This window comes from Amycolatopsis panacis, assembly GCF_003600245.1.
In the GTDB taxonomy this organism is placed as follows: Bacteria; Actinomycetota; Actinomycetes; order Mycobacteriales; family Pseudonocardiaceae; genus Amycolatopsis; species Amycolatopsis sulphurea.
Genome location: NZ_QZFV01000065.1, coordinates 215,212 through 235,073, shown reverse-complemented (window position 1 = coordinate 235,073; position 19,862 = coordinate 215,212). Strand labels below are relative to the sequence as shown.

18 protein-coding genes are annotated in these 19,862 nt (G+C 69.5%); 8 read left to right on the top strand and 10 right to left on the bottom strand.

Going from position 1 to position 19,862, the window contains the following annotated elements:
- Nucleotides 1-16 precede the first annotated feature (16 nt).
- Nucleotides 17-526 carry an ArsR/SmtB family transcription factor gene (locus D5S19_RS08050; RefSeq protein WP_120022675.1) on the bottom strand — a complete coding sequence of 170 codons (510 nt, stop codon included), beginning with the start codon at nucleotides 524-526 and terminating at the stop codon, nucleotides 17-19.
- A gap of 62 nt (nucleotides 527-588) precedes the next feature.
- Between D5S19_RS08050 and D5S19_RS08045 the strand changes: the two genes are divergently transcribed.
- On the top strand, nucleotides 589-1,854 hold the full coding sequence (locus tag D5S19_RS08045) for an MFS transporter (RefSeq protein ID WP_199730392.1): 1,266 nt from the start codon (nucleotides 589-591) through the stop codon (nucleotides 1,852-1,854).
- A gap of 9 nt (nucleotides 1,855-1,863) precedes the next feature.
- Nucleotides 1,864-4,380: a valine--tRNA ligase gene (gene valS / locus D5S19_RS08040; RefSeq protein WP_120022673.1), complete on the top strand. Its 2,517-nt coding sequence runs from the start codon at nucleotides 1,864-1,866 to the stop codon at nucleotides 4,378-4,380.
- A gap of 48 nt (nucleotides 4,381-4,428) precedes the next feature.
- On the opposite strand, the gene dapF is transcribed toward valS, so the two are convergent.
- Nucleotides 4,429-5,268, bottom strand: a complete 840-nt coding sequence (dapF, locus tag D5S19_RS08035; protein WP_120022672.1) for a diaminopimelate epimerase — start codon at nucleotides 5,266-5,268, stop codon at nucleotides 4,429-4,431.
- Nucleotides 5,269-5,277: 9 nt separating this feature from the next.
- Nucleotides 5,278-6,198, bottom strand: a complete 921-nt coding sequence (gene miaA, locus D5S19_RS08030) for a tRNA (adenosine(37)-N6)-dimethylallyltransferase MiaA (RefSeq protein WP_120022735.1) — start codon at nucleotides 6,196-6,198, stop codon at nucleotides 5,278-5,280.
- Between the two features lie 216 nt (nucleotides 6,199-6,414).
- Between miaA and D5S19_RS08025 the strand changes: the two genes are divergently transcribed.
- Nucleotides 6,415-7,728, top strand: a complete 1,314-nt coding sequence (locus tag D5S19_RS08025) for a DUF349 domain-containing protein (protein WP_120022671.1) — start codon at nucleotides 6,415-6,417, stop codon at nucleotides 7,726-7,728.
- A 76-nt stretch (nucleotides 7,729-7,804) separates the two neighbouring features.
- Here D5S19_RS08025 and D5S19_RS08020 read toward each other — a convergent pair whose 3' ends face one another.
- Both D5S19_RS08020 and miaB read right to left on the bottom strand, forming a co-directional pair.
- The gene (locus tag D5S19_RS08020; RefSeq protein WP_120022734.1) at nucleotides 7,805-8,281 is read right to left on the bottom strand and encodes an Rv2732c family membrane protein; all 477 of its coding nucleotides are present in this window, start codon (nucleotides 8,279-8,281) and stop codon (nucleotides 7,805-7,807) included.
- Nucleotides 8,278-9,771 (bottom strand): tRNA (N6-isopentenyl adenosine(37)-C2)-methylthiotransferase MiaB, encoded by a 1,494-nt coding sequence (gene miaB, locus D5S19_RS08015; RefSeq protein WP_120022670.1) that lies wholly within the window; start codon nucleotides 9,769-9,771, stop codon nucleotides 8,278-8,280. The genes D5S19_RS08020 and miaB overlap by 4 nt, the downstream gene beginning before the upstream one ends.
- A gap of 140 nt (nucleotides 9,772-9,911) precedes the next feature.
- Between miaB and D5S19_RS08005 the strand changes: the two genes are divergently transcribed.
- Nucleotides 9,912-10,844, top strand: a complete 933-nt coding sequence (locus D5S19_RS08005) for a TAXI family TRAP transporter solute-binding subunit (RefSeq protein ID WP_233573767.1) — start codon at nucleotides 9,912-9,914, stop codon at nucleotides 10,842-10,844.
- A gap of 2 nt (nucleotides 10,845-10,846) precedes the next feature.
- Here D5S19_RS08005 and D5S19_RS08000 read toward each other — a convergent pair whose 3' ends face one another.
- Both D5S19_RS08000 and D5S19_RS07995 read right to left on the bottom strand, forming a co-directional pair.
- Nucleotides 10,847-12,253 carry a sensor histidine kinase gene (locus D5S19_RS08000; RefSeq protein ID WP_120022668.1) on the bottom strand — a complete coding sequence of 469 codons (1,407 nt, stop codon included), beginning with the start codon at nucleotides 12,251-12,253 and terminating at the stop codon, nucleotides 10,847-10,849.
- A 3-nt stretch (nucleotides 12,254-12,256) separates the two neighbouring features.
- Nucleotides 12,257-12,922, bottom strand: a complete 666-nt coding sequence (locus tag D5S19_RS07995; RefSeq protein ID WP_120022667.1) for a response regulator transcription factor — start codon at nucleotides 12,920-12,922, stop codon at nucleotides 12,257-12,259.
- 297 nt (nucleotides 12,923-13,219) lie between these two features.
- Here D5S19_RS07995 and D5S19_RS07990 point away from each other — a divergent pair, with 297 nt between their 5' ends.
- From D5S19_RS07990 to D5S19_RS07975, 4 genes are all read left to right on the top strand, one after another.
- Complete coding sequence (locus D5S19_RS07990; RefSeq protein WP_199730394.1) at nucleotides 13,220-13,948, top strand: amino acid ABC transporter ATP-binding protein; 729 nt, start codon at nucleotides 13,220-13,222, stop codon at nucleotides 13,946-13,948.
- A 55-nt stretch (nucleotides 13,949-14,003) separates the two neighbouring features.
- Nucleotides 14,004-14,921 carry a glutamate ABC transporter substrate-binding protein gene (locus D5S19_RS07985; protein WP_120022665.1) on the top strand — a complete coding sequence of 306 codons (918 nt, stop codon included), beginning with the start codon at nucleotides 14,004-14,006 and terminating at the stop codon, nucleotides 14,919-14,921.
- Between the two features lie 84 nt (nucleotides 14,922-15,005).
- A complete protein-coding gene (locus D5S19_RS07980; RefSeq protein WP_120022664.1) occupies nucleotides 15,006-15,653 on the top strand; it encodes an amino acid ABC transporter permease in 648 nt (215 codons plus the stop codon).
- Complete coding sequence (locus D5S19_RS07975; RefSeq protein WP_120022663.1) at nucleotides 15,650-16,537, top strand: amino acid ABC transporter permease; 888 nt, start codon at nucleotides 15,650-15,652, stop codon at nucleotides 16,535-16,537. Before D5S19_RS07980 ends, D5S19_RS07975 begins: the two co-directional genes overlap by 4 nt.
- 65 nt (nucleotides 16,538-16,602) lie before the next feature.
- On the opposite strand, the gene D5S19_RS07970 is transcribed toward D5S19_RS07975, so the two are convergent.
- From D5S19_RS07970 to D5S19_RS07960, 3 genes are read right to left on the bottom strand one after another with little or no spacing between them, the layout of a single operon-like run.
- The gene (locus D5S19_RS07970) at nucleotides 16,603-17,847 is read right to left on the bottom strand and encodes an MAC/perforin domain-containing protein (RefSeq protein ID WP_120022662.1); all 1,245 of its coding nucleotides are present in this window, start codon (nucleotides 17,845-17,847) and stop codon (nucleotides 16,603-16,605) included.
- A gap of 28 nt (nucleotides 17,848-17,875) precedes the next feature.
- Nucleotides 17,876-18,919, bottom strand: a complete 1,044-nt coding sequence (locus tag D5S19_RS07965) for a hypothetical protein (RefSeq protein WP_120022661.1) — start codon at nucleotides 18,917-18,919, stop codon at nucleotides 17,876-17,878.
- Between the two features lie 37 nt (nucleotides 18,920-18,956).
- The gene (locus tag D5S19_RS07960; RefSeq protein ID WP_120022660.1) at nucleotides 18,957-19,424 is read right to left on the bottom strand and encodes a ribonuclease domain-containing protein; all 468 of its coding nucleotides are present in this window, start codon (nucleotides 19,422-19,424) and stop codon (nucleotides 18,957-18,959) included.
- Between the last annotated feature and the right edge of the window lie 438 nt (nucleotides 19,425-19,862).

Here is a 19,862-nt window from a genome sequence, read left to right as displayed (position 1 = left end):
GCGGGAGCCGAGCGGATTACCGGCTGGGATAGATCGAGAGGTACACGGCGGTGCGGGCGGCGGCCGGATCCGGCGGCAGGGACCGGAACTCGTCGAGCAGCTCCGTGATCCGCCGGGTGAACTCCGTGACCTCGGCCGGCGCGAGCTGCAGCACCAGCCTGCTCGCGTCGACCTCGGCCGGTTCGGCCTCGGCCAGCTCGGCCAGGAAGGCCTCCAGCATTGCCTCGCCGACGGCGGCCGCGGCGGCAGCCGAATGGTTCGACAGGTGCCAGGAGAGGCCGGTCGAGCGGTACGGGATCTCCTTCGCCCCGCGCGTGCCGCGCCGCGGCGGGAGCGGCACCAGGAAACCTGTGTCCACCAGCCGCCGCACATGGTGCAGCGTGGTCGCCGGATCGCGGCCGAGCCGCTGTGCCAGCTCCTGGTTGGTCATCGCCTCGAAGGACGTCAACCGGATGATGCGCAGGCGTATTCCGGAGGCGAGCGCGGCCGCCTCGGCTTCGGTGGAAGGTCGTTGTTTCCGCACCACGCCCGCAGCCTAGTTCGCCCGAGTGATTGACACTTTCCAATCACTCGATGACACTCGTTCAGGTGAGACGTGACTCGCTGCTGCGCCACCCCGGCTTCCGGCAGCTGTTCGCCGGCGACTCGGCGAGCCAGCTCGGCACCTTCGTCGGCATGACGGCGATCCCGCTGCTGGCCGCGGTGACACTCGCCGCCACGCCGTTCGAGATGGGCCTGCTGACCACGGCCGAGACGCTGGGGTTCCTGCTCATCGGCCTGCCCGCCGGGGTGTGGGTGGACCGGCTGCGCAAGCGGTCGCTGATGCTGGCCGCCGACCTGGTGCGCGCAGGCCTGCTGCTCAGCATCCCGATCGCGTGGTGGGCCGGGGTGCTGACCATGGCGCAGGTGCTGGTGATCGTGCTGCTCACGAGTTTCGCCACGGTCTTTTTCGACGTCTCCTACCAGGCCTACCTCCCCGCGCTCGTGGGCCGCGAACGGCTCTTGGAGGGCAACGCGAAGCTGCAGGGCGTGCAGTCCTGCGCGCAGATCGCCGGGCCGAGCGTGGCCGGGGTGCTCGTCCAGTTCCTCGGCGCAGCAAGCACGGTCGTGCTGACCGGGGCCGGTTATCTCGTCTCCGCGTTGTGCCTGTGGCGGATCCGTACGGCGGAACAGCGGCCCCCGCGGACCGGGCACGAACGGCTGGTGCCGCAGATGCTGGAAGGGCTGCGGTTCGTCGTGGCCGACCGTCCGCTGCGCGCGATCGTCGCGTGCACCGCGACCGCGAACATGTTCAGCGCGGCCGCCCAGGCGGTGGAAGTGCTGTTCCTGACCCGTACGGCCGGGCTTTCCCCGGCCGAGGTCGGGATGCTGCTGGCGGTGGCCGGCGTCGGCGGGATCGGCGCCGCGCTGTGCGCCGGGCCGATCGTGCGATGGTTCGGGCAGGCCCGGTCGATCTGGCTGCTCCCGCTGCTGACCTGGCCGGGCGGCCTGCTGGTACCACTGGCCGGACGGGGGTGGGGACTGGTGCTCGCCGGTTTCGGGCTGGCCCTCACCGGGTTCGGGGTGATCCTCTACAACATCGCGCAGGTTTCCTACCGCCAGGCGATCACCCCGGACCGGCTGCTCGGCCGGATGAACGCGAGCGTCCGGTTCGTGGTGTGGGGCGCGATGCCGCTGGGTGGTCTGCTGGGCGGCGCCCTCGGTGAAGGGCTCGGCCTGACCGGCGCGCTGTGGGTGGCGATGGCCGGGCAGATGGCCGGTGCGCTCTGGGTGGTCTGCTCGCCGTTGCGGCGCATGCGGGACCTTCCCGTCGCCGGAAAGGAAGCGCCGGAAACCGCTTTACCGACCGCCTAAGGTCGGTTCATGAACGCCACTCCCGAGGTCCCGCGCAAGGTCGGTGTCGACGGACTCGAAGCCAAGTGGGTACCGGTATGGGAGCACGACGGCGTCTACCGCTTCGGCGACGCGCAGAGCGAGGTCTACTCGATCGACACCCCGCCGCTGACCGCGAGCGGGTCGCTGCACATCGGGCATGTCTTCTCCTACACGCACACCGACGTTCTCGCCCGCTACCAGCGGATGCGCGGGCGTTCGGTGTTCTATCCGGTCGGCTGGGACGACAACGGCCTGCCCACCGAACGCCGGGTGCAGAACCATTTCGGCGTGCGTTGCGAACCGGCTCTGCCCTACGACCCGTCGTTCACCCCGCCGGAGAAGCCGGGCAAGGCCGTGGTTCCGGTGTCCCGGCGGAACTTCGTGGAGCTGTGCCGCGAACTGTCCGAAAAGGACGAGAAGGTCTTCGAGGAGGTCTGGCGCCGGATCGGGCTGTCGGTGGACTGGACGCTGGCCTACCGGACCATCGACCCGTCGACCACGCAGATCTCGCAACGCGCGTTCCTGCGCAACCTCGCCCGTGGCGAGGCCTACCAGTCCGAAGCGCCGACGCTGTGGGACGTCACCTTCCGCACCGCGGTCGCGCAAGCCGAACTCGAAGATCGCGAACGTCCTGGGGCGTATCACGATCTGGCGTTCACCACCGCCGGCGGCGCGGAGGTGCTGATCTCCACGACCCGTCCCGAGTTGCTCCCCGCCTGCGTCGCCCTCGTGGCGCACCCGGACGACGAGCGGTATCGCCGTCTCGTCGGGCAGACCGTGCGCACCCCGTTGTTCGGCGCCGAAGTGCCCGTACACGCGCATCACCTGGCCGATCCGGAGAAAGGCACCGGCATCGCGATGGTGTGCACCTTCGGCGACACCACCGACGTGACATGGTGGCGTGCGCTGCAGCTGGACACCCGGCCGGTCCTCGGGCGGGACGGGCGATTCCGGCCCGAAGCGCCGCATGGGGTGTCCGCCGAGGCGTACGCGCCGCTGGCCGGCAAGACTGTCCACACTGGACGGAAGATCCTGGTGGACAGGTTGCGGGAGACCGGTGCGCTGCGTGGGGAACCACGGCCGATCACGCATCCGGTGAAGTTCTACGAGAAGGGCGACAAGCCGCTCGAAATCGTCACCAGCCGGCAGTGGTACCTGCGCAACGGCGGACGCGACGAGGCCCTGCGCACGAAGCTGCTCGGCCGTGGCGAGGAGCTGAACTGGGTGCCGCCGCACATGCAGGTCCGGTACCGCAGCTGGGTGGAGGGGCTCACGAGCGACTGGCTGATCAGCCGTCAGCGGTTCTTCGGGGTGCCGATCCCGGTCTGGTATCCGCTCGACGAGCACGGTGAGCCCGGCCACGACGCCGTGCTCACCCCGGACGACGCGAGCCTGCCGGTGGACCCGAGCACCGAAGCGCCACCCGGGTACACCGAGGCGCAGCGCGACGTGCCCGGCGGGTTCACCGCCGAGCCGGACGTGATGGACACCTGGGCCACCTCGTCGCTGACCCCGCAGATCGCCGGCCGCTGGAGCCTGGACGACGGGCTGTTCCGCCAGGTCTTCCCGTACTCGCTGCGGCCGCAGGCGCACGAGATCATCCGGACCTGGCTGTTCTCCACGGCCGTGCGCGCGGAACTGGAAGAGCGCGTCCTGCCGTGGCGGGACGCGGTGATCTCCGGCTGGGTGCTCGATCCGGACCGGAAGAAGATGTCGAAATCGGCAGGCAATGTGGTGACCCCGGCCGATCTGCTCGACCGGCACGGGTCCGACGCGGTGCGGTACTGGGCGGCGAGCGCCCGCCCCGGCGTGGACACGGCGGTCGACGAGGGACAGATGAAGGTCGGCCGGCGGCTCGCGATGAAGTTGTTGAACGTCAGCCGGTTTGTGCTCGGGCTCGGGCTGCCTGCCGCGGGCGCTGTGGCCGCCGGGGCACTGGACCGATCGGTGCTCGCCGTGCTGGGCAGAGTGATCACCGAGGCGACCGCGGCGTTCGAGGCGCTCGACCAGGCCCGTGCGCTGCAGGTGACCGAGACGTTCTTCTGGACCTTTTGTGACGACTACGTCGAGCTGGTGAAAGGCCGCGCGTACGGCGACCGCGGGGAGGCGGCGGCCGAATCAGCCCGGGCTGCGCTGACCACGGCGCTCTCGGCGCTGGTGCGGATGCTCGCGCCAGTACTGCCGTTCGCAACCGAGGAAGTGTGGTCGTGGTGGCAAGAGGGTTCCGTGCACCGCGCGCCCTGGCCGACCGCTCCCGGCGGCGACGGTGATCCCGCGCTGCTGCCGCTGGCCGGCTCGGTCATCGGCGCCGTGCGCCGGGCGAAGACCGACGCGAAAGTGTCGATGCGCTCCCCGGTGGACGAACTCGTGGTGACCGCTCCGGCCGGCTCGCTCACCGGCTTCGCCGAAGTGGCCGACGACGTCCGGATTGCCGGAGTGGTCACGTCCGTGGCCACCCGCGAAGGCGACCTTTCCGTGGAAGTGACGCTCAGCGGCGCGCCATGAAGGCTGTGAAGGGACCCTTCACAGCCTCAGCGTCCGTGAAGGGTCCCTTCACAGACCGCCGGGAGCGCCCGCGGCGGCCCACCAGGCCTCGTCCAGTTCGCCGCGCGCGACGATCTCCGCCGGGCCGGTGAGCGTGGCCCCGCCGCGCTCCACGGTGACCAGCACCCGGCCGCCGGGGAGGTCCACGCTGGCCTCCCCGGCGTCGGTGCCGGCCAGGTGCAGGGTGGCGGCGACGGCGGCCACCGTGCCGGTGCCGCAGGCGCGGGTCTCCCCCACGCCGCGTTCGTGCACGCGCATCCGCAACGCGCCCTCGCCGAGCACGTTGACGAACTCCAGGTTCACCCCGGACGGGAACACGTCGTGGTCGTACTCGGGCTGCTCACGCAGGTCGAGCCCGGCCACGTCGTCGTCCAGCGCGGTGACCAGGTGCGGGTTCCCGACATCGACGGCCACCCCGGAGAACGGCCGCCCGGCGACCATCGTGACCGAGGTGCCGGTGATCGTGGCCGGTCCCATGTGGACGGTGACGGAACGGTCCGGGTGCACCACGACCGGCCGGTCGCCCGCGCGGGAGCCCACGGTGAACTCGCCCTGCTCCGCGAGGCCGGCGTCGACCAGGTGGCGGGCGAAGACCCGCACCCCGTTGCCGCACATCTCCGCGATCGAACCGTCCGCGTTGCGGTAGTCCATGAACCATTCGCCCGCCGACTCCAGGCCGAGCGCGCTCGCCCGCACCACGCGCAGCACGCCGTCCGCGCCGAGGCCGCGCCGGCGGTCGCACAGCGCGGCGACCCGCTCCGGAGTCAGGTCCAGCCGCGCGGAAGGGTCGGGCAGCAGCACGAAGTCGTTCTGCGTGCCGTGGCCCTTCAGGAACTCGATACCGCCCATCGGACCAGTTTACTGGGCCAGCGCGGCGAGAACCCGCGCGGCCAGGTCTGCTTCGCCACCGTCGAACCAGTGGATCCGCTTGTCCCGGCGGAACCACGAACGCTGCCTGCGCACGAACCGGCGGGTGGCCTGCGCAGTCGCCGCCGCGGCCGCCGCGAAGTCCTCCGCACCGTCGAGCTCCGCGAGCACCTGCTGGTACCCGAGCGCCCGCGAAGCGGTCTTGCCCTCGCGCAGTCCACGGCCGGCCAGCTCGCGCACCTCGGCGACGAGACCGGCCTCGAACATCCGCTCGACCCGCAGGTCGACTCTTTCGTCGAGGGCGGCGGGTTCGCGATCCACGCCGATCAGCACGGTGCCGTACCGGGCCGGTCCCGGCTTCGGCAGGTTCGCCGAGAACGGCTCGCCGGTCAGCTCGATGACCTCCAGCGCCCGCACGACGCGGCGGGTGTTCGTGGGCAGGATCGCGGCCGCGGCCGCCGGGTCCCGCTCCGCCAGCCGCGCATGCAACGCGGCGGTGCCGAGGTCGGCCGCCTCGGCGTCGAGCCGGGCGCGGATCGCCGGATCAGTGCCGGGGAAACGCAGGTCGTCGAGCACCGCTTGGACGTACAGGCCGGAGCCGCCGGTCAGCACCGGTACCCGGCCCCGGGCACGGATCCGCTCGATCGTGGCCCGGGCGTCGCGCTGGTAGGCGGCGACCGACGCGGTCTCGGTCACGTCGAGGACGTCGAGCAGGTGGTGCGGCACCCCCTGGCGTTCCTCCAGGGTCGCCTTGGCCGTGCCGATGTCCATCCCGCGGTAGAGCTGCAGCGCGTCCGCGTTCACCACTTCGCCGTCGAGCGCCCGCGCCAGCCGGACGGCCAGCGCCGTCTTCCCGGTGGCGGTGGGGCCGACGACGGCCACCGGGACGGGCGGTTGGGCGAGGCTGATCACGGTGGCGAAGGGTACCCGGGCGGGTCCGGGCACGGGCACGGAGCGCCACGGAGAAGTAGGATCAACGCCTTCGGGCAGCTCACCAGTACCACGGCGGGCGCTGAGCTGCTTGAATGCCGCTGGGGCACCTTGCCCCGGCACGAGAAGCGCAACCCGGCCCCGCTCCCGCGGCGGGGCGCCCGCAGCCGCGGGCGTACAGGCGATAAGGAGCCTGCGATGGCCCAGGAGAACACGTCCCCCGGCACCCCGGCGCCACACCCGGTGCCGCACGCGCACAGCGCCGGCCATGCCGCACCGTCCGTGCCGCCCGCCGAACCCACCCCGGCCACCTGGGGACGGGTCGACGAGGAGGGCACCGTCTACGTCTTCACCGCCGAAGGCGAGCGGACCGTCGGGGTCTGGCAGGCCGGTACGCCCGAGGAAGGGCTGCTGCACTACGCGCGCCGCTTCGACGACGTGCGGACCGAGGTGGAGCTGCTCGAAACCCGGCTGAACTCCGGGGCCGGCGACCCGAAGCACGCGCTGACCAGCGCGACCCAGATCCGGGACGGGCTGGGTGAGGCCGCCGTGGTCGGCGACCTCACCGCGCTGGCCGCGCGGATCGAGTACGTGATCGGGGCCGCGGAGAAGGCGCTGGCCGCCGTCAAGCAGGAGCGCGAGCAGGCGCGGACCGCGGCCATCGCCCGCAAGCAGGCGCTGGCCGACGAGGCGGAGAAGATCGCCGCCGACTCCACGCAGTGGAAGGTCGCGGGCGACCGGCTGCGCTCGATCCTGGACGAGTGGAAGACGGTCAAGGGCGTCGACCGCAAGACCGACGACGAGCTGTGGAAGCGGTTCTCGAAGGCGCGCGAGTCGTTCAACCGGCGCCGTGGCTCGCACTTCGCCGAGCTGGACAAGCAGCGGGCGAGCGCGAAGCATCGCAAGGAAGAGCTGATCGCCGAGGCCGAGGCGCTGTCCGATTCGGACGATTGGGGCGCCACCGCGGGCCGGTACAAGGACCTGATGGCCGAGTGGAAGGCCGCCGGCCGGGCTCCGAAGGACAGCGACGAAGCGCTGTGGCAACGCTTCCGCGCGGCGCAGGACGCGTTCTTCGCGCGCCGTTCCGCCGTGTTCTCGGAACGGGACGCGGAATTCGCCGGCAACGCCACGCGCAAGGAAGAACTCCTGGCCGAGGCCGAGAAGATCGACGCCGGGGCGAACCTCGAAACCGCGAAGTCCGCGCTGCGCCGGATCCAGGAGCAGTGGGACGAGATCGGCAAGGTGCCCCGCGAGCGGATCCGCGAGCTGGACGGCCGGCTGAAGGCCGTGCAGGACAAGGTGAAGTCGGCCGAGGACAGCCGCTGGCGACGGACCGACCCGGAGGCCCAGGCACGCGCCGCGCAGTTCCGCGAACGCGTGGAGCAGTTCGAAGCCCAGGCCGAAAAAGCCCGTGCGGCCGGCGACGAACGCCGTGCGAAGAAGGCCGACGAGCAGGCCGCGCAATGGCGCGAGTGGATGAAGGCCGCCGAAGCCGCCGTCGCGGACCGCTGACGGGTCCCCGCTCAAGGCTGTGAAGGGACCCTTCACGGACTCAGCGTCCGTGAAGGGTCCCTTCACGGCATGTGCCTCAGGCGCGGGAGAAAGCGGTGCGCATCCAGAGCGCGGCGAGGATGATCGTGACCACCCAGGCGATGATCATGCCGATGCCCGGGCCGCTGCCGGTGGCCCCGTTGGCGTGCGCGGACTGCTGGGACCAGACGGCGAGCAGGCCGTCGACCGAGGCGAACCAGCCACCGGCCGCACAGCACCAGGCCACCCACCAGCGGCGGGTCACCAGGGCCACGGCGCCGACGAGCACGCCGACGCCGGTGGAGGTCACGGCGAACAGCTGGGGGATGCCGCCGGCCGCACCGGCCAGCGTCTGCCAGCCCGCATGCCCTTCGGCCCACGGCAGCAACTGCACCACCAGCAGCGCGAAGATCAGCAGCGAGATGGTGAACCCGCGCCTGCCCAGCTCCACCGTGCGGGCCACGCGCCTGCCCGCCTGGTCGATCTCCTCGCTCAGCTCGTGGTCGAACTCGGCCGGGACACCCGGTTCACTCATCGCGCACACTCGCTCACCGGGGCCGGCTGCGCCGGCGGAGCGCCGAAGCCGGGCAGGCCCAGCGCGACCCCGTTCGTCGTCGGCCGAAGGCCCGCTTCGGCATTGTCGCCCGCGCGAGTACGGCGGTGCGCGCGGAGATCACCGTCGGCGACCAAGTGGTGCGGGGCGCCGTACGTGAGCACCGTCCGCACGATGTCGCCGGGGCGCACCGCGCGGTCCACGGCCGGGCCGGTCGGTGTGAAGTGCACGAGCCTGCCGTCCCGGGCACGCCCGCTCATCCGGCGCGTCTCGGCGTCCTTGCGCCCTTCGCCCTCGGCGACCAGCAGCTCGACCTCGCGCCCGACGAGCGCCCGGTTCTCCGCCCAGGAGATCTCGTTCTGCAACTCGACCAGCCGCTCGTACCGCTCCTGCACGACCTTCTTGGGCAGCTGGTCCGGCATCGTCGCAGCGGGCGTGCCGGGCCGCTTCGAGTACTGGAAGGTGAACGCACTGGCGAACCGGGCCTCGCGGACCACGTCCAGGGTCGCCTGGAAGTCCTCCTCGGTCTCGCCGGGGAAACCGACGATGATGTCCGTGGTGATCGCCGCGTCCGGCATCGCCCCGCGCACCTCTTCGAGGATGTTCAGGAACCGGGTGGACCGGTACGACCGGCGCATCTCGCGCAGGACCCGGTCCGAACCGGACTGCAGCGGCATGTGCAGCTGATGGCAGACGTTCGGCGTCTCGGCCATCGCCTCGATCACGTCCGAGGTGAACGCCGCCGGGTGCGGCGAGGTGAACCGCACGCGCTCCAGGCCCGCGATCCCGCCGGTCGCGCGCAGCAGCTTGCCGAACGCGAGCCGGTCGCCGAACTCGACGCCGTAGGAGTTCACGTTCTGGCCGAGCAGCGTCACCTCCAGCACGCCTTCCGCGACCAGCGCCTCGACCTCGGCGAGGATCTCCCCCGGCCGGCGGTCGCGCTCCTTGCCGCGCAACGACGGCACGATGCAGAAGGTGCAGGTGTTGTTGCAGCCGACCGAAACCGACACCCAGCTCGCGTACGAGGACTCGCGCCGGGCGGGCAGCGTGGACGGGAACGTCTCCAGCGATTCGAGGATCTCCACCTCGGCCTGGGCGTTGTGCCGCGCGCGCTCCAGCAGCGCCGGCAGCGACCCGATGTTGTGCGTGCCGAACACGACATCCACCCACGGCGCGCGCTTGACGATCTCGCCGCGGTCCTTCTGCGCCAGGCAGCCACCGACGGCGATCTGCATGTCCGGGTTCGCGGTCTTGTCCGGGCGCAGGTGCCCGAGCGTGCCGTACAGCTTGTTGTCCGCGTTCTCCCGCACCGCGCAGGTGTTGAACACGATCAGATCCGGGCTGCCGGCGGTACCCGCGGGCACGTAGCCCGCCTGCTCCAGCTGCCCGGCGAGCCGCTCGGAGTCGTGCACGTTCATCTGGCAGCCGAAAGTGCGGATCTGGTAGGTTTTGCGAACCTGGGTCTCGGTCATCGCCCTCCAGGATATCCCCCGCCCCACCTGCCGGAACCGGCCCCTGCCACCGGCGCGGGCGAACCGCCGTTACCGTCCGATCCCGACAGTGCGCGCCCACGCGTGCGCCCGGCCCGCGCGGGGTCTGGCACGATCTCGGGATGCGGACGTGGCGGAGGCGCACGGCGATGATGGCCGCGCTGGCGGCGGCCGGGTCGCTGCTGGCCGGCTGCGGTCCGGACTTTCCCGGGCTGCGGCTGCGTATCGCGGCGGGCGCGGTCGGCGGGGTCTACCACGACCTGGCCGGGCCGCTGGCCGAGGCGTGGGCCGGTGGGCTCGACATCGAACGGCCGACGGTGCTGGCCACCCAGGGCTCCGGCGACAACCTCAACCGGGTGCTCGCCGGGACCGCGGACGTCGCGTTCGTGGCCGCGGACCTGGCCAGCGACTCGGCCGCCGCACACCCGGGCAAACTGGCCGCGCTCGCCCGGATCCACGACGACTACCTGCACATCGTGGTGCGCCGGGACTCGGCCTACACCTCGGTGCCGATGCTGCGCGGGCAGCAGATCGCGGTCGGCTCGCCGGAGTCCGGCGTGGAGTACATCGCCCGGCGGGTGCTGCAGGTGGCCGGACTGAGCGGCGCGGTCACCGTGCGCAGCCTCGGCCTGGAAGACTCGCTCACCGCGCTGGTGGAGCACAAGGTGGACGCGCTGTTCTGGTCGGGCGGGCTGCCCACGCCGCTGATCACCGAGTACACCCACACGATCGGCCTGCGGCTGCTCGACATGAGCGGGCTGATGCGTGGGATGCAGCGGTTCAGCCCGGTCTACGGCAGCGCGACCATCCCGGCCAGCACCTACGACCAGCCCGGCCCGGTGACCACGCTGGTGGTGCCGAACTTTCTTGTCGTGCCCACCTCGATGCACGGCGACGTGGCCGAGGAGCTGACCAAGGGCCTCTACGCCGCCCGCCCGGAACTGGCCGCGGCCAATCGCGCGGCGCTGTCCATCGACGTGCACCCGGGCATCGAGACCGCGCCGGTGCCGCTGCATCCCGGCGCGCTGAACTACTACCGCGCGGAGAAGCTGTAGCGTCAGGCGTCGTCCTGCACCACGGGAAAGTCCATGGTGATCTGCAGGCCGCCGCCCTCGGGCAGGGACAGCCTCAGCTCGCCGTCGGAGTGGCGGACGATCTCGCGCACAATCGCCAGGCCGAGGCCCGAACCTGGCACGTTCTGGTGCGCCGTGCTGCGCCAGAACCGGTCGGTGGCCCGCTCCAGCTCCTCCTCGCGCAGGCCGGGACCGTGGTCACGGACCGATAGCGTGACCCGGTCGCCGGCGCGGTCCGCGGCGACCCGCACCGAACTACCCGAAGCGGTGAACTTGAGCGCGTTGTCCAGCAGCGCGTCGAAGATGACCTCCAGCCCGCGCGGCGGCGCCTGCACCCGCGCACCGTCGACGGTCACCTCGCTTTCGAGCGTGACCTCACGTGCCGCGCCGACCACCGACCAGTCCGCGACACGGTCGGCGATCACCGCGGCGAGATCCTCGGGCACCAGCTCCCCGCCGGCCGCTTCGGCCCGTGCCATGGACAGCAGCTCCTCGAGAATCTGGTTCAGCCGCTTGGCATCCACCTGCGCGGCGGTGAGATCGGCGGCTGCCACCCCGTCCCCGACCTGGCCCTTCAGGTTGCCCAGCCGGATGTTCAGCGCGGTCAGCGGATTGCGCAGCTGATGCGAGGCATCCGCGACGAACGCGCGCTGCGCGGCCAGCGCCTCGGACACGCTCGCCGCCATCTGATCGAACGAGCGGCCGAGCTTACGCAGCTCCGGCGGGCCACTGCTCTCACCCACCCTGACCGCCGGCCGCCCCCCGACCACGGAGGCCACGAGCGCGCCGGTCGCCTCGTCGAGCCGCCGCACCGGACGCAGCGTCCAGCGCACCACCGGGATCGCGACGAGCAGCGCGATCCCGAAGGCGATCACCGCTCCCGCGGCCAGGAACAGCCACCGCCACAACAACACCGTGCGCACGTGCCCGGTGTCCGACTCGGTCACCACCACCCCCCGCACCTCGCCGTCGATCAGGATCGGCTCGGCCAGCACCAGCGGATCTGCCGTCCACGGCAGCAGCAGCGGGCCGGGTACCGGCGGCCGGCCGGCCAGCGCCTCGTTCACCGTCGTCCGGATCGCCGCCTGGTCGACGTGGCCCGCGTCGGTGCCGCCGTAGGAGCCGAGCACCGGGGCGCCGTCCTGATTCACCACGACCACCTGCACGTCGTAGACCTCGGTGTAGCGGCGCAGCTCGGGTTCGAGCAGGCTCAGCCGGTCGTCCAGCAGCGGGCGCTGGGCGAGCGAGGCGAACCGCGAGGCGTCGGTGAGCCGGTCGAGGAAGAGCTGCTGCTGCAGGCTGCCGGCAATGCTCAGCGCGAGCGGGATGCCCAGCCCGAACACCAGCAGCGCGACGAGCGTGACGACGATCCCCTGCAGCCGGACCCGCACGGCTCAGCCTCCTCCGCCCAGCCGGTAACCGACCCCGCGCACCGTCTCGATCAGCGCCGGACGGCCCAGTTTCGTCCGCAACGTGGCCACGTGCACGTCCAGCGAGCGGCTCTCCGCGGCACCCCGGTGCCCCCACACCTCGTTGAGCACCTGCTCCCGCGAGCACACCGCGCCGCGCGCGGCGGCGACCAGCGCCAGCACCTGGAACTCCTTGCGGGACAAGGCAACCACCGCCCCGGCCACCACCACCTCGTGCCGGGCCAGGTCGATTCGCACGTCGCCGACCTCCACCACCGGCGCGGCCGCCGACGACGGCTCGCCGCGGCGCCGCCGGACCGCCTCGACCCTGGCCAGCAGCTCCTCCACGTCGTAGGGCTTGACCAGGTAGTCGTCCGCACCGGCGCGCAGGCCCTGCACCCGGTCGTCCACCTCGCCGCGCGCGGACACCACGATCACCGCCACGTCGCTGACCGAACGGATCTGGCGGCACAGCACCACACCGTCCACATCGGGCAGCCCGAGATCGAGCAGCACCACGTCCACGTCATGCACCCGCTCCAGCACCCCGGCGCCCGAGGGCAGCCGCTGCATCACCAGCCCGCGCCGAGTCAGCGCGGGCACGAGCGCACCGGCGACCCGGTCGTCGTCCTCCACCAGCAACACCCGCACGCGCTCGCCTCCCCGGTGATCCGGACCACGGTAGCGGGGAACTCTAGGACACCGCGCCGAACCCCGTTCCCCAGGTCGCGGCCGGAGCGGGCGCGGCTAGGCTGAGCAGCGCCGGACGGGGTCCGGCGGCCGGGTTCGAGACACAGTTGAGACCCTAAGGGTTGGTCAAGCCGTCTTTACATGTAGCCCGACCGGAGTAAGTTTCCGCCATCGACGTGGGAGCCCCGGCCCCGCAGCCGCCAAAGACGACGAAGATGCAACCCTGGAGGCCTGATGACCACGGACGTGGCGACGCCGATGATCAAGGCGGTCGCCGTCAACAAGTACTTCGGCGACCTGCACGTACTGCGGGAGATCACCCTCGAGGTGCCGCGCGGGCAGGTCGTGGTGGTACTCGGACCGTCCGGATCGGGCAAGTCCACCCTGTGCCGCGCGATCAACCGGCTGGAGCCGATCAACTCCGGCGAGATCGCGGTGGACGGGGTGCCGCTGCCCGCCGAGGGCAAGGCACTCGCCGCGCTGCGCGCCGACGTGGGCATGGTCTTCCAGCAGTTCAACCTGTTCGCCCACAAGACGATTCTCGAGAACGTCATGCTCGCGCCGGTGAAGGTGCGCAAGACCGCCGCCGCCGAGGCCCGCAAGACCGCGATGGAGCTGCTCGAGCGGGTCGGCATCGCCAACCAGGCGGACAAGTACCCGGCCCAGCTCTCCGGCGGCCAGCAGCAGCGGGTCGCGATCGCCCGCGCGCTGGCCATGCGGCCCAAGGTGATGCTGTTCGACGAGCCCACCTCGGCACTGGACCCGGAGATGGTCCAGGAGGTGCTCGACGTGATGACCGGCCTGGCCAAGGACGGGATGACCATGCTCGTGGTCACCCACGAGATGGGCTTCGCCCGCCGTGCCGCGGACCGGGTGCTGTTCATGGCCGACGGTGAACTCGTCGAGGACACCACCCCGGAGGAGTTCTTCACCAAGCCGCGCAGCGAGCGCGCGAAGGATTTCCTCGGCAAGATCCTGACCCACTGACCCGTCCAGACCGGGGTTCGCCGGAACCCCCCGGACCGATCCAGGAGAGATTCAGATGAGGATCCGCACCCTCGCGGTGGGACTGCTGGCCGGTGGCCTGCTGCTCACGGCCTGTGGCAAGGAAGGCACCCCGGCCTCCGGTGGTGACCAGGGCGGCCCGAGTTCGGCGGCCGCCCCGCTGCCGACCTACCCCGTCGCGTCGAACGTGGACCTGCCGGACTCCCCGGTGTTCGCGAAGATCAAGGCCGCGGGCAAGCTGGTCGTCGGCGCCAAGGACGACCAGCCCGGGCTGGGCCAGAAGGACCCGACGACCGGGCAGTACGCCGGGTTCGACATCGAGATCGCCAAGCTGATCGCGGCCGGGCTGGGCTACGCGCCGGACAAGATCACCTACAAGGTCGTCGACTCCGGCGCCCGCGAGCAGGCGATCCAGAACGGCGACGTCAACTACATGGTGGGCACCTACACCATCAACGACAAGCGCAAGGCGCTGGTCTCCTTCGCCGGCCCGTACTACCAGGCCGGTCAGGACCTGCTGGTGCGCAAGGACGACGACTCGATCACCGGGCCGCAGTCGCTCAAGGGCAAGAAGGTCTGCTCGGTCACCGGGTCGACCCCGATCCAGCGGGTGCGCGAGCAGCAGCTGACCGAGCCGGGCAACATCGTCGAGTTCCAGAAGTACTCGCAGTGCGTGGAGAAGCTGTCCACCAAGGACGTGGACGCGGTCACCACCGACGACGCGATCCTGCGGGGCTTCGCCAAGCAGGACCCGGAGAGCTTCAAGGTCGTCGGCAAGCCGTTCTCCCAGGAGCCCTACGGCATCGGCCTGGACAAGAACGACAAGGTGCTGCGCGACAAGATGGACGACATCCTGCAGAAGGCGCTGGACGACGGCACCTGGCAGAAGATCTACGACGCCACCCTCGGCACGCCCGGTTCGACCGTGGCGAAGCCGACGATCCAGAAGTACTGACCCGAGATCACGGCCGGTGGGCGGGGTTCCCGTCCACCGGCCGTTCCACATCGATTTCCGTCCCACGGACGCGGGGAAGGCGCCATGGACGTCCTGCTCGACAATCTGGACCTGTTCGGTCCGTTCTTTCTCACCACGATCGAACTGTTCCTGATCGCCGGAGTCGCCAGCCTGGTGCTCGGCACGATACTGGCCATGCTGAGGGTGAGCCCGGTACCGGCACTGCGCGTGATCGGCACGGTCTACGTGACCCTGCTGCGCAACACGCCGCTCACCCTGGTGTTCGCGTTCCTCGTGTTCGCCTACCCACTGCTGGACATCGTCAAGATCGACTACTTCCCGACCGCCGCGGTCGCGCTGACCCTCTACACCTCGGCGTTCATCTGTGAGGTGGTGCGCTCGGGCATCAACACGGTGCCGGTCGGCCAGGCGGAGGCGGCCCGCGCGCTGGGCCTGCACTTCGGCCAGGTGCTCGGCCAGGTGGTGCTGCCCCAGGCCCTGCGGTCGGTGGTCCCGCCGATGATCAGCACGCTGATCGCGCTGCTGAAGAACACCACGATCGCCAGTGGGTTCTCGGTCGCCGAAGCCGGCGCGATCCGGCAGTACATCTCCGAGCGCGGGGGCAACCAGCTGGTCGCCCTGCTGTGGGTGGCGCTCGGCTTCATCGTCCTGGTGCTGGTGCTCTCGCTGCTCCAGCGCAGCCTGGAGAAGCGCTGGAGCGTGGCCCGATGAGTTCCGTTCTGTTCGACGCCCCGGGGCCGAAGTCCCGGATGCGGCACCGGATCTACGCGGTGGCCGGCATCGCCGTGGTGCTCGCGCTGGTCGCGTTCGTGATCTACCGCTTCGCCGACACCGGGCAGTTCTCGGCGCGCAAGTGGGACTGGCTGCAGTACAGCCAGGTCCAGAGCGATCTCGGCAACGCCGTGCTCTCCACGATCGAAGCGTTCGCGCTGGGCGCGGTGCTCGCGGTGCTGTTCGGCTCGATCTTCGCCGCCGGGCGGCTGTCCGATCGCGCGTGGCTGCGCGGGATCTGCACCTTCGTGGTGGAGTTCTTCCGCGCGATTCCCTTGCTGATCCTGATGTTCCTGTTCTACTACGGCATGCCGACGTTCGGGGTGCAGACCTCGCCGTTCTTCGCCGTGGTGCTCGGCCTGACGCTGTACAACGGCTCGGTGCTGGCGGAGGTCTTCCGCGCCGGCGTGATGTCCCTGCCGAAGGGACAGAGCGAAGCCGCGTACGCGCTCGGCATGCGCAAGACGCAGGTGATGTTCACCGTCCTGCTGCCGCAGGCGATCCGCGCGATGCTGCCGTCGATCATCAGCCAGCTCGTGGTGCTGCTGAAGGACACCGCGCTCGGCTTCCTGGTCCTGTACCCGGAGCTGCTGTACTACGCGCGCTACATCGGCTCGCAGGGCGCTTTCGGGCGGCCGATCGTGCCGTCGACGCTGGTGGCGGCGGCCATCTACATCGTGCTCTGCCTGCTGCTCACCGGCCTGGCGAAGTACCTGGAGAAGCGCAACCGGCGCAACAAGAAGGTCATCGATACCCCGGAGAACCCCGCCGAGCAGATCACCATCGGCACCGCCGCCGGCGGCGGTGCGGCCGGCGGCGCCTGACCCCTGCACCCGCAAGACCCGAAAAAAAGCGCCCGGCCGGGAATTCCCGGCCGGGCGCTTTGCCGTCAGTGATAAGGATCGAGAATCGTCTGAATGTCGGTCCGGTAGTTGGGCATGTTGATGAAGTTGTGGTCGCCGGGCAGGCCCGCGTTCTTTTCGATGGTCTTGATGACCCGGGTGATCGTGTCGCTCTTGGGCAGCAGGGCCACGGTCGGGCACAGCTTCAGATTCTCGATGACGACCCAGTTGATCGCGTAGCCGAGTGATTGCACCCAGGCGAAGTAGTCCGACTCCGCGATGACCGGCGATCCGCCGAGCGCGCGCAGGATGGTGTGCTTGTACTTGCCGGTCTCGGTGGTCGTGGAATCCTTCCCGTCGGCCTGCTTGTAGTCGCCGCCGCCCCCGATTCCGTCAAAACGCGCGCTGACCGAGGCGCCGAAGTCCGTGCTCTCCTTGGTGGATTCCTCGAAGCTGGTGATCGTCGTCGACTCCTTGGCATAGATCGCGCCGCCCAGCGTGAACTCCAAGGGCACGTAGTACCCCCAGTCGTCGAGCACGGCCAGGAGCCTGGCGTAGTTCGAGCTGTTCGGATCCGTCTTGTAGGCGACGGCCTCCTCGACCTCCTGGGCGAACTCCGGCTGGGCGGTCATCTTCTTGGGATCGACACGCAGGAAGATCTTCCTGACCCACATCCGGCTGACCAGATACTCGGTCGCGTCCTTCTTGTTCGTGGAATGCTCTTGCGAGTGCTTGTACTCCGCTTTCGCGTCCGCGAAAGGGGTGGCCACCGAAACCGAACCGGACTTCATCCCGGAGATGGTGAGACTGCTGGTCAGCTCGGAGAACGAGTAGTCGGTGGACTTCTCCGAAGTGACCGTGGGCTGGGTGGGCGTGGGCAGGCCGCTCCAGGTGCACACGTCGCCGCGGGTGCTGCGCGTGAGACCGTCGTTCGTGAGGATCAGCCCGCGGTAGATGTACACACTGTCGAACAGTGCGTTCTTGTCCGAGCCGGTCAGCTGGTTGTACTTGTCCACGCCGTCCGGGGTCTTCAGGTTACCGTGTTTACCGATATAGATGGTCGACCCTTCGGCTCCGAGCAGGTCGGCGAGCGTGATCGTCTTCTCTTGCTTGTGGTCCACCGGAGCCTTGTTGAACAGGAAGCTGTCCTCCGGCGTCATGAAACCGTCTTTGCTCAGCTCCGCCCGCACCGCGTCGAGCGTGGCGGTGACTTCGAGCTGGAACGACCGGCTGTCGCCACCGATCTTCTCCACGGTGATCAGCTTCTGGGTCTTCAGCTTGGTGTCGCTCATGTCGGCATCCCTTGGGTCGATTGTCGGACTATTCCCAGGTCTGGTCGGGCGGCGGATTGTAAGCGCCGGTGATCACCTTGGCGCTCTGCTCGTCCTTGAACACGAAGAAATAGACGGTGACCGACCCCGACGCTTTGTCCCAGGGGTCGACCTGGACATTTTCTATCCCACCGAAGGTTTCCTTCGAATCCGGCCCCTTGATCGGGCCGCCGTGAATGATGCCCTCGCCGGAAATACCGCCACCGAAGACTTTGCTGTCGCCCGTGTAGGAGAATCCCTCGTCGTACTTGTACGACTTGCCGTCCATATCGTAGGAGTGCACGGTGCGCGCGGCGAACGTGACCGTCGAAAAGGCCACCTTGTCATGATCGGGCAGCGTCTGCGTATCCGCGCCGACTATCTGGATCGTCTTCTGTTCGCTTTGGTAACGGTGCAGGACCGTCATGTGCTCCTTGCCCATCTCCGCGTTGTCCTGCACGACGCTGTAGAGATCGTCGACGATCATCGTGCCCTTGCCCTGCTGGATCTTGAAACCGAACCCGGCTCCACCGTAGGCCTTGATGTCGAAGTCGACGACACTGTCGGCCACGACCACACAGACGTTCTCGTAGAGACCCGGCGTATCGGTCGTGGGATGCACATTCGACAGGACGAGCGGCGTCATGGCGCCGATCTTCTCGTTCTGCTTCCTGGCCTCCGGGTCGGTGGTGTTCAAGCGAACCCGGACCTTGAGCTTCCGATCCTGCAGCCACTCGGTGGACGTCCCCACGAGATCGGGCAGTTTGCCCTTGATGTCGGTGATGATGACCGAGTTCCGAGACGGCACGATGGCCTTCTTGAGGGACAGCTCGTCTTCGAGGTTCTTTTCGATGATCGCCTTGTTCTTGGAGATCTCTTCGCTCGACGCGTATTGGTTCAGGAAGCGGTACTGCGGGCCGTTCGGCGCGTCGGGCGGCATGAAGTTCGCGGCCTGCAAGGCGTCCCGCACGGTCTTCAGCGTGGTGGACTCCGAGAAGTTCCTGCTCAGGTGCTCATCGTCTTTCACACCCTTGTAGAAGTCGAAATCCGGCATTCGGCAGCTCCTTTCGATGACGAATCGTGGATTCGGCTCACGCCGCGGCACAGTCCCGCAACGCGCCGATCTGCCGGAAGGTGCGATAGTGGTCGGGCGTATAGGAATAACAGGAGGGCTGACCGCTCTTGTCCAGGGCTCCGACCACGATGCGTTCCGTGCCGCGGTTTTCCGAAGTCGTCTTGTAGCACTGGACGTCGTACTCGTGGAAGGGGGCGTATTTGCTTCGGAGCTGGTGGTCGTGGTCGCCGAACTCACCGCCCGCGAAGCAGTAGACGCCGCTGATCTGGCGCCAGCCCCTGGCCTGCGGCCAGTTCTGGCGCCGCCACCTGGTGACGGCATCGGCGGGAGTGCTGGCCAGGGCCGCGGCCGGCGTGGCCACGCTCGCCGGGGTGGTGCTCCTGGCAGGTGCCGCGGACGCACCACCAGAGGGCATGAGCGCGGCCGCGGCGACGAGAGCGCAGCCGAGGTGCACAATCCGAAAATTGGTCACGTATTTTCCCACCGAAGGATCCTCCCTGCTGGACGCATTCCGAATTCCGCGTCAGGCACGCAGCCATCCGCCGACCCAGCATCGCGTATCGAATGACACCCCGGATCGACGAGTGAAAGGACCGCTCGGATGGGTGAGACAACACCGTGTAGTCACACGTCGTAATATTCTGGAGAATACCTCTCCAGACATCGGAAAAACGTCGCATTCGGCACCACAGGCGAGTGAGCCGATCACCGGAATTCGCACGCACGATGACGACGGCTCCGAAGAATGGTCGAACGCCGCACCGGGCTGATGACCCCCGGGTGAGCGTGGGATCACGAGCCATGACACCGCATCGGGCCGCGCCCACCCGGGTACCCCGGCCGGTCGCCGAGAAGCCGGCGATCACCCGTGAATCATCGGCCGGATCCGCACCAGGAAAAGCAGGGAACCATTCAGCCTGCC

Coding starts and splice junctions, on each gene's coding strand:
- D5S19_RS07980 (WP_120022664.1), top strand. CDS start 15,006: ATGGACGTCCTGCTCGACAATCTGGACCTGTTCGGTCCGTTCTTTCTC.
- D5S19_RS07970 (WP_120022662.1), bottom strand. CDS start 17,847: ATGAGCGACACCAAGCTGAAGACCCAGAAGCTGATCACCGTGGAGAAG.
- valS (WP_120022673.1), top strand. CDS start 1,864: ATGAACGCCACTCCCGAGGTCCCGCGCAAGGTCGGTGTCGACGGACTC.
- D5S19_RS08005 (WP_233573767.1), top strand. CDS start 9,912: ATGCGGACGTGGCGGAGGCGCACGGCGATGATGGCCGCGCTGGCGGCG.
- dapF (WP_120022672.1), bottom strand. CDS start 5,268: ATGGGCGGTATCGAGTTCCTGAAGGGCCACGGCACGCAGAACGACTTC.
- miaB (WP_120022670.1), bottom strand. CDS start 9,771: ATGACCGAGACCCAGGTTCGCAAAACCTACCAGATCCGCACTTTCGGC.
- D5S19_RS07965 (WP_120022661.1), bottom strand. CDS start 18,919: ATGCCGGATTTCGACTTCTACAAGGGTGTGAAAGACGATGAGCACCTG.
- D5S19_RS08025 (WP_120022671.1), top strand. CDS start 6,415: ATGGCCCAGGAGAACACGTCCCCCGGCACCCCGGCGCCACACCCGGTG.
- D5S19_RS08020 (WP_120022734.1), bottom strand. CDS start 8,281: ATGAGTGAACCGGGTGTCCCGGCCGAGTTCGACCACGAGCTGAGCGAG.
- D5S19_RS07985 (WP_120022665.1), top strand. CDS start 14,004: ATGAGGATCCGCACCCTCGCGGTGGGACTGCTGGCCGGTGGCCTGCTG.
- D5S19_RS07990 (WP_199730394.1), top strand. CDS start 13,220: ATGATCAAGGCGGTCGCCGTCAACAAGTACTTCGGCGACCTGCACGTA.
- D5S19_RS07975 (WP_120022663.1), top strand. CDS start 15,650: ATGAGTTCCGTTCTGTTCGACGCCCCGGGGCCGAAGTCCCGGATGCGG.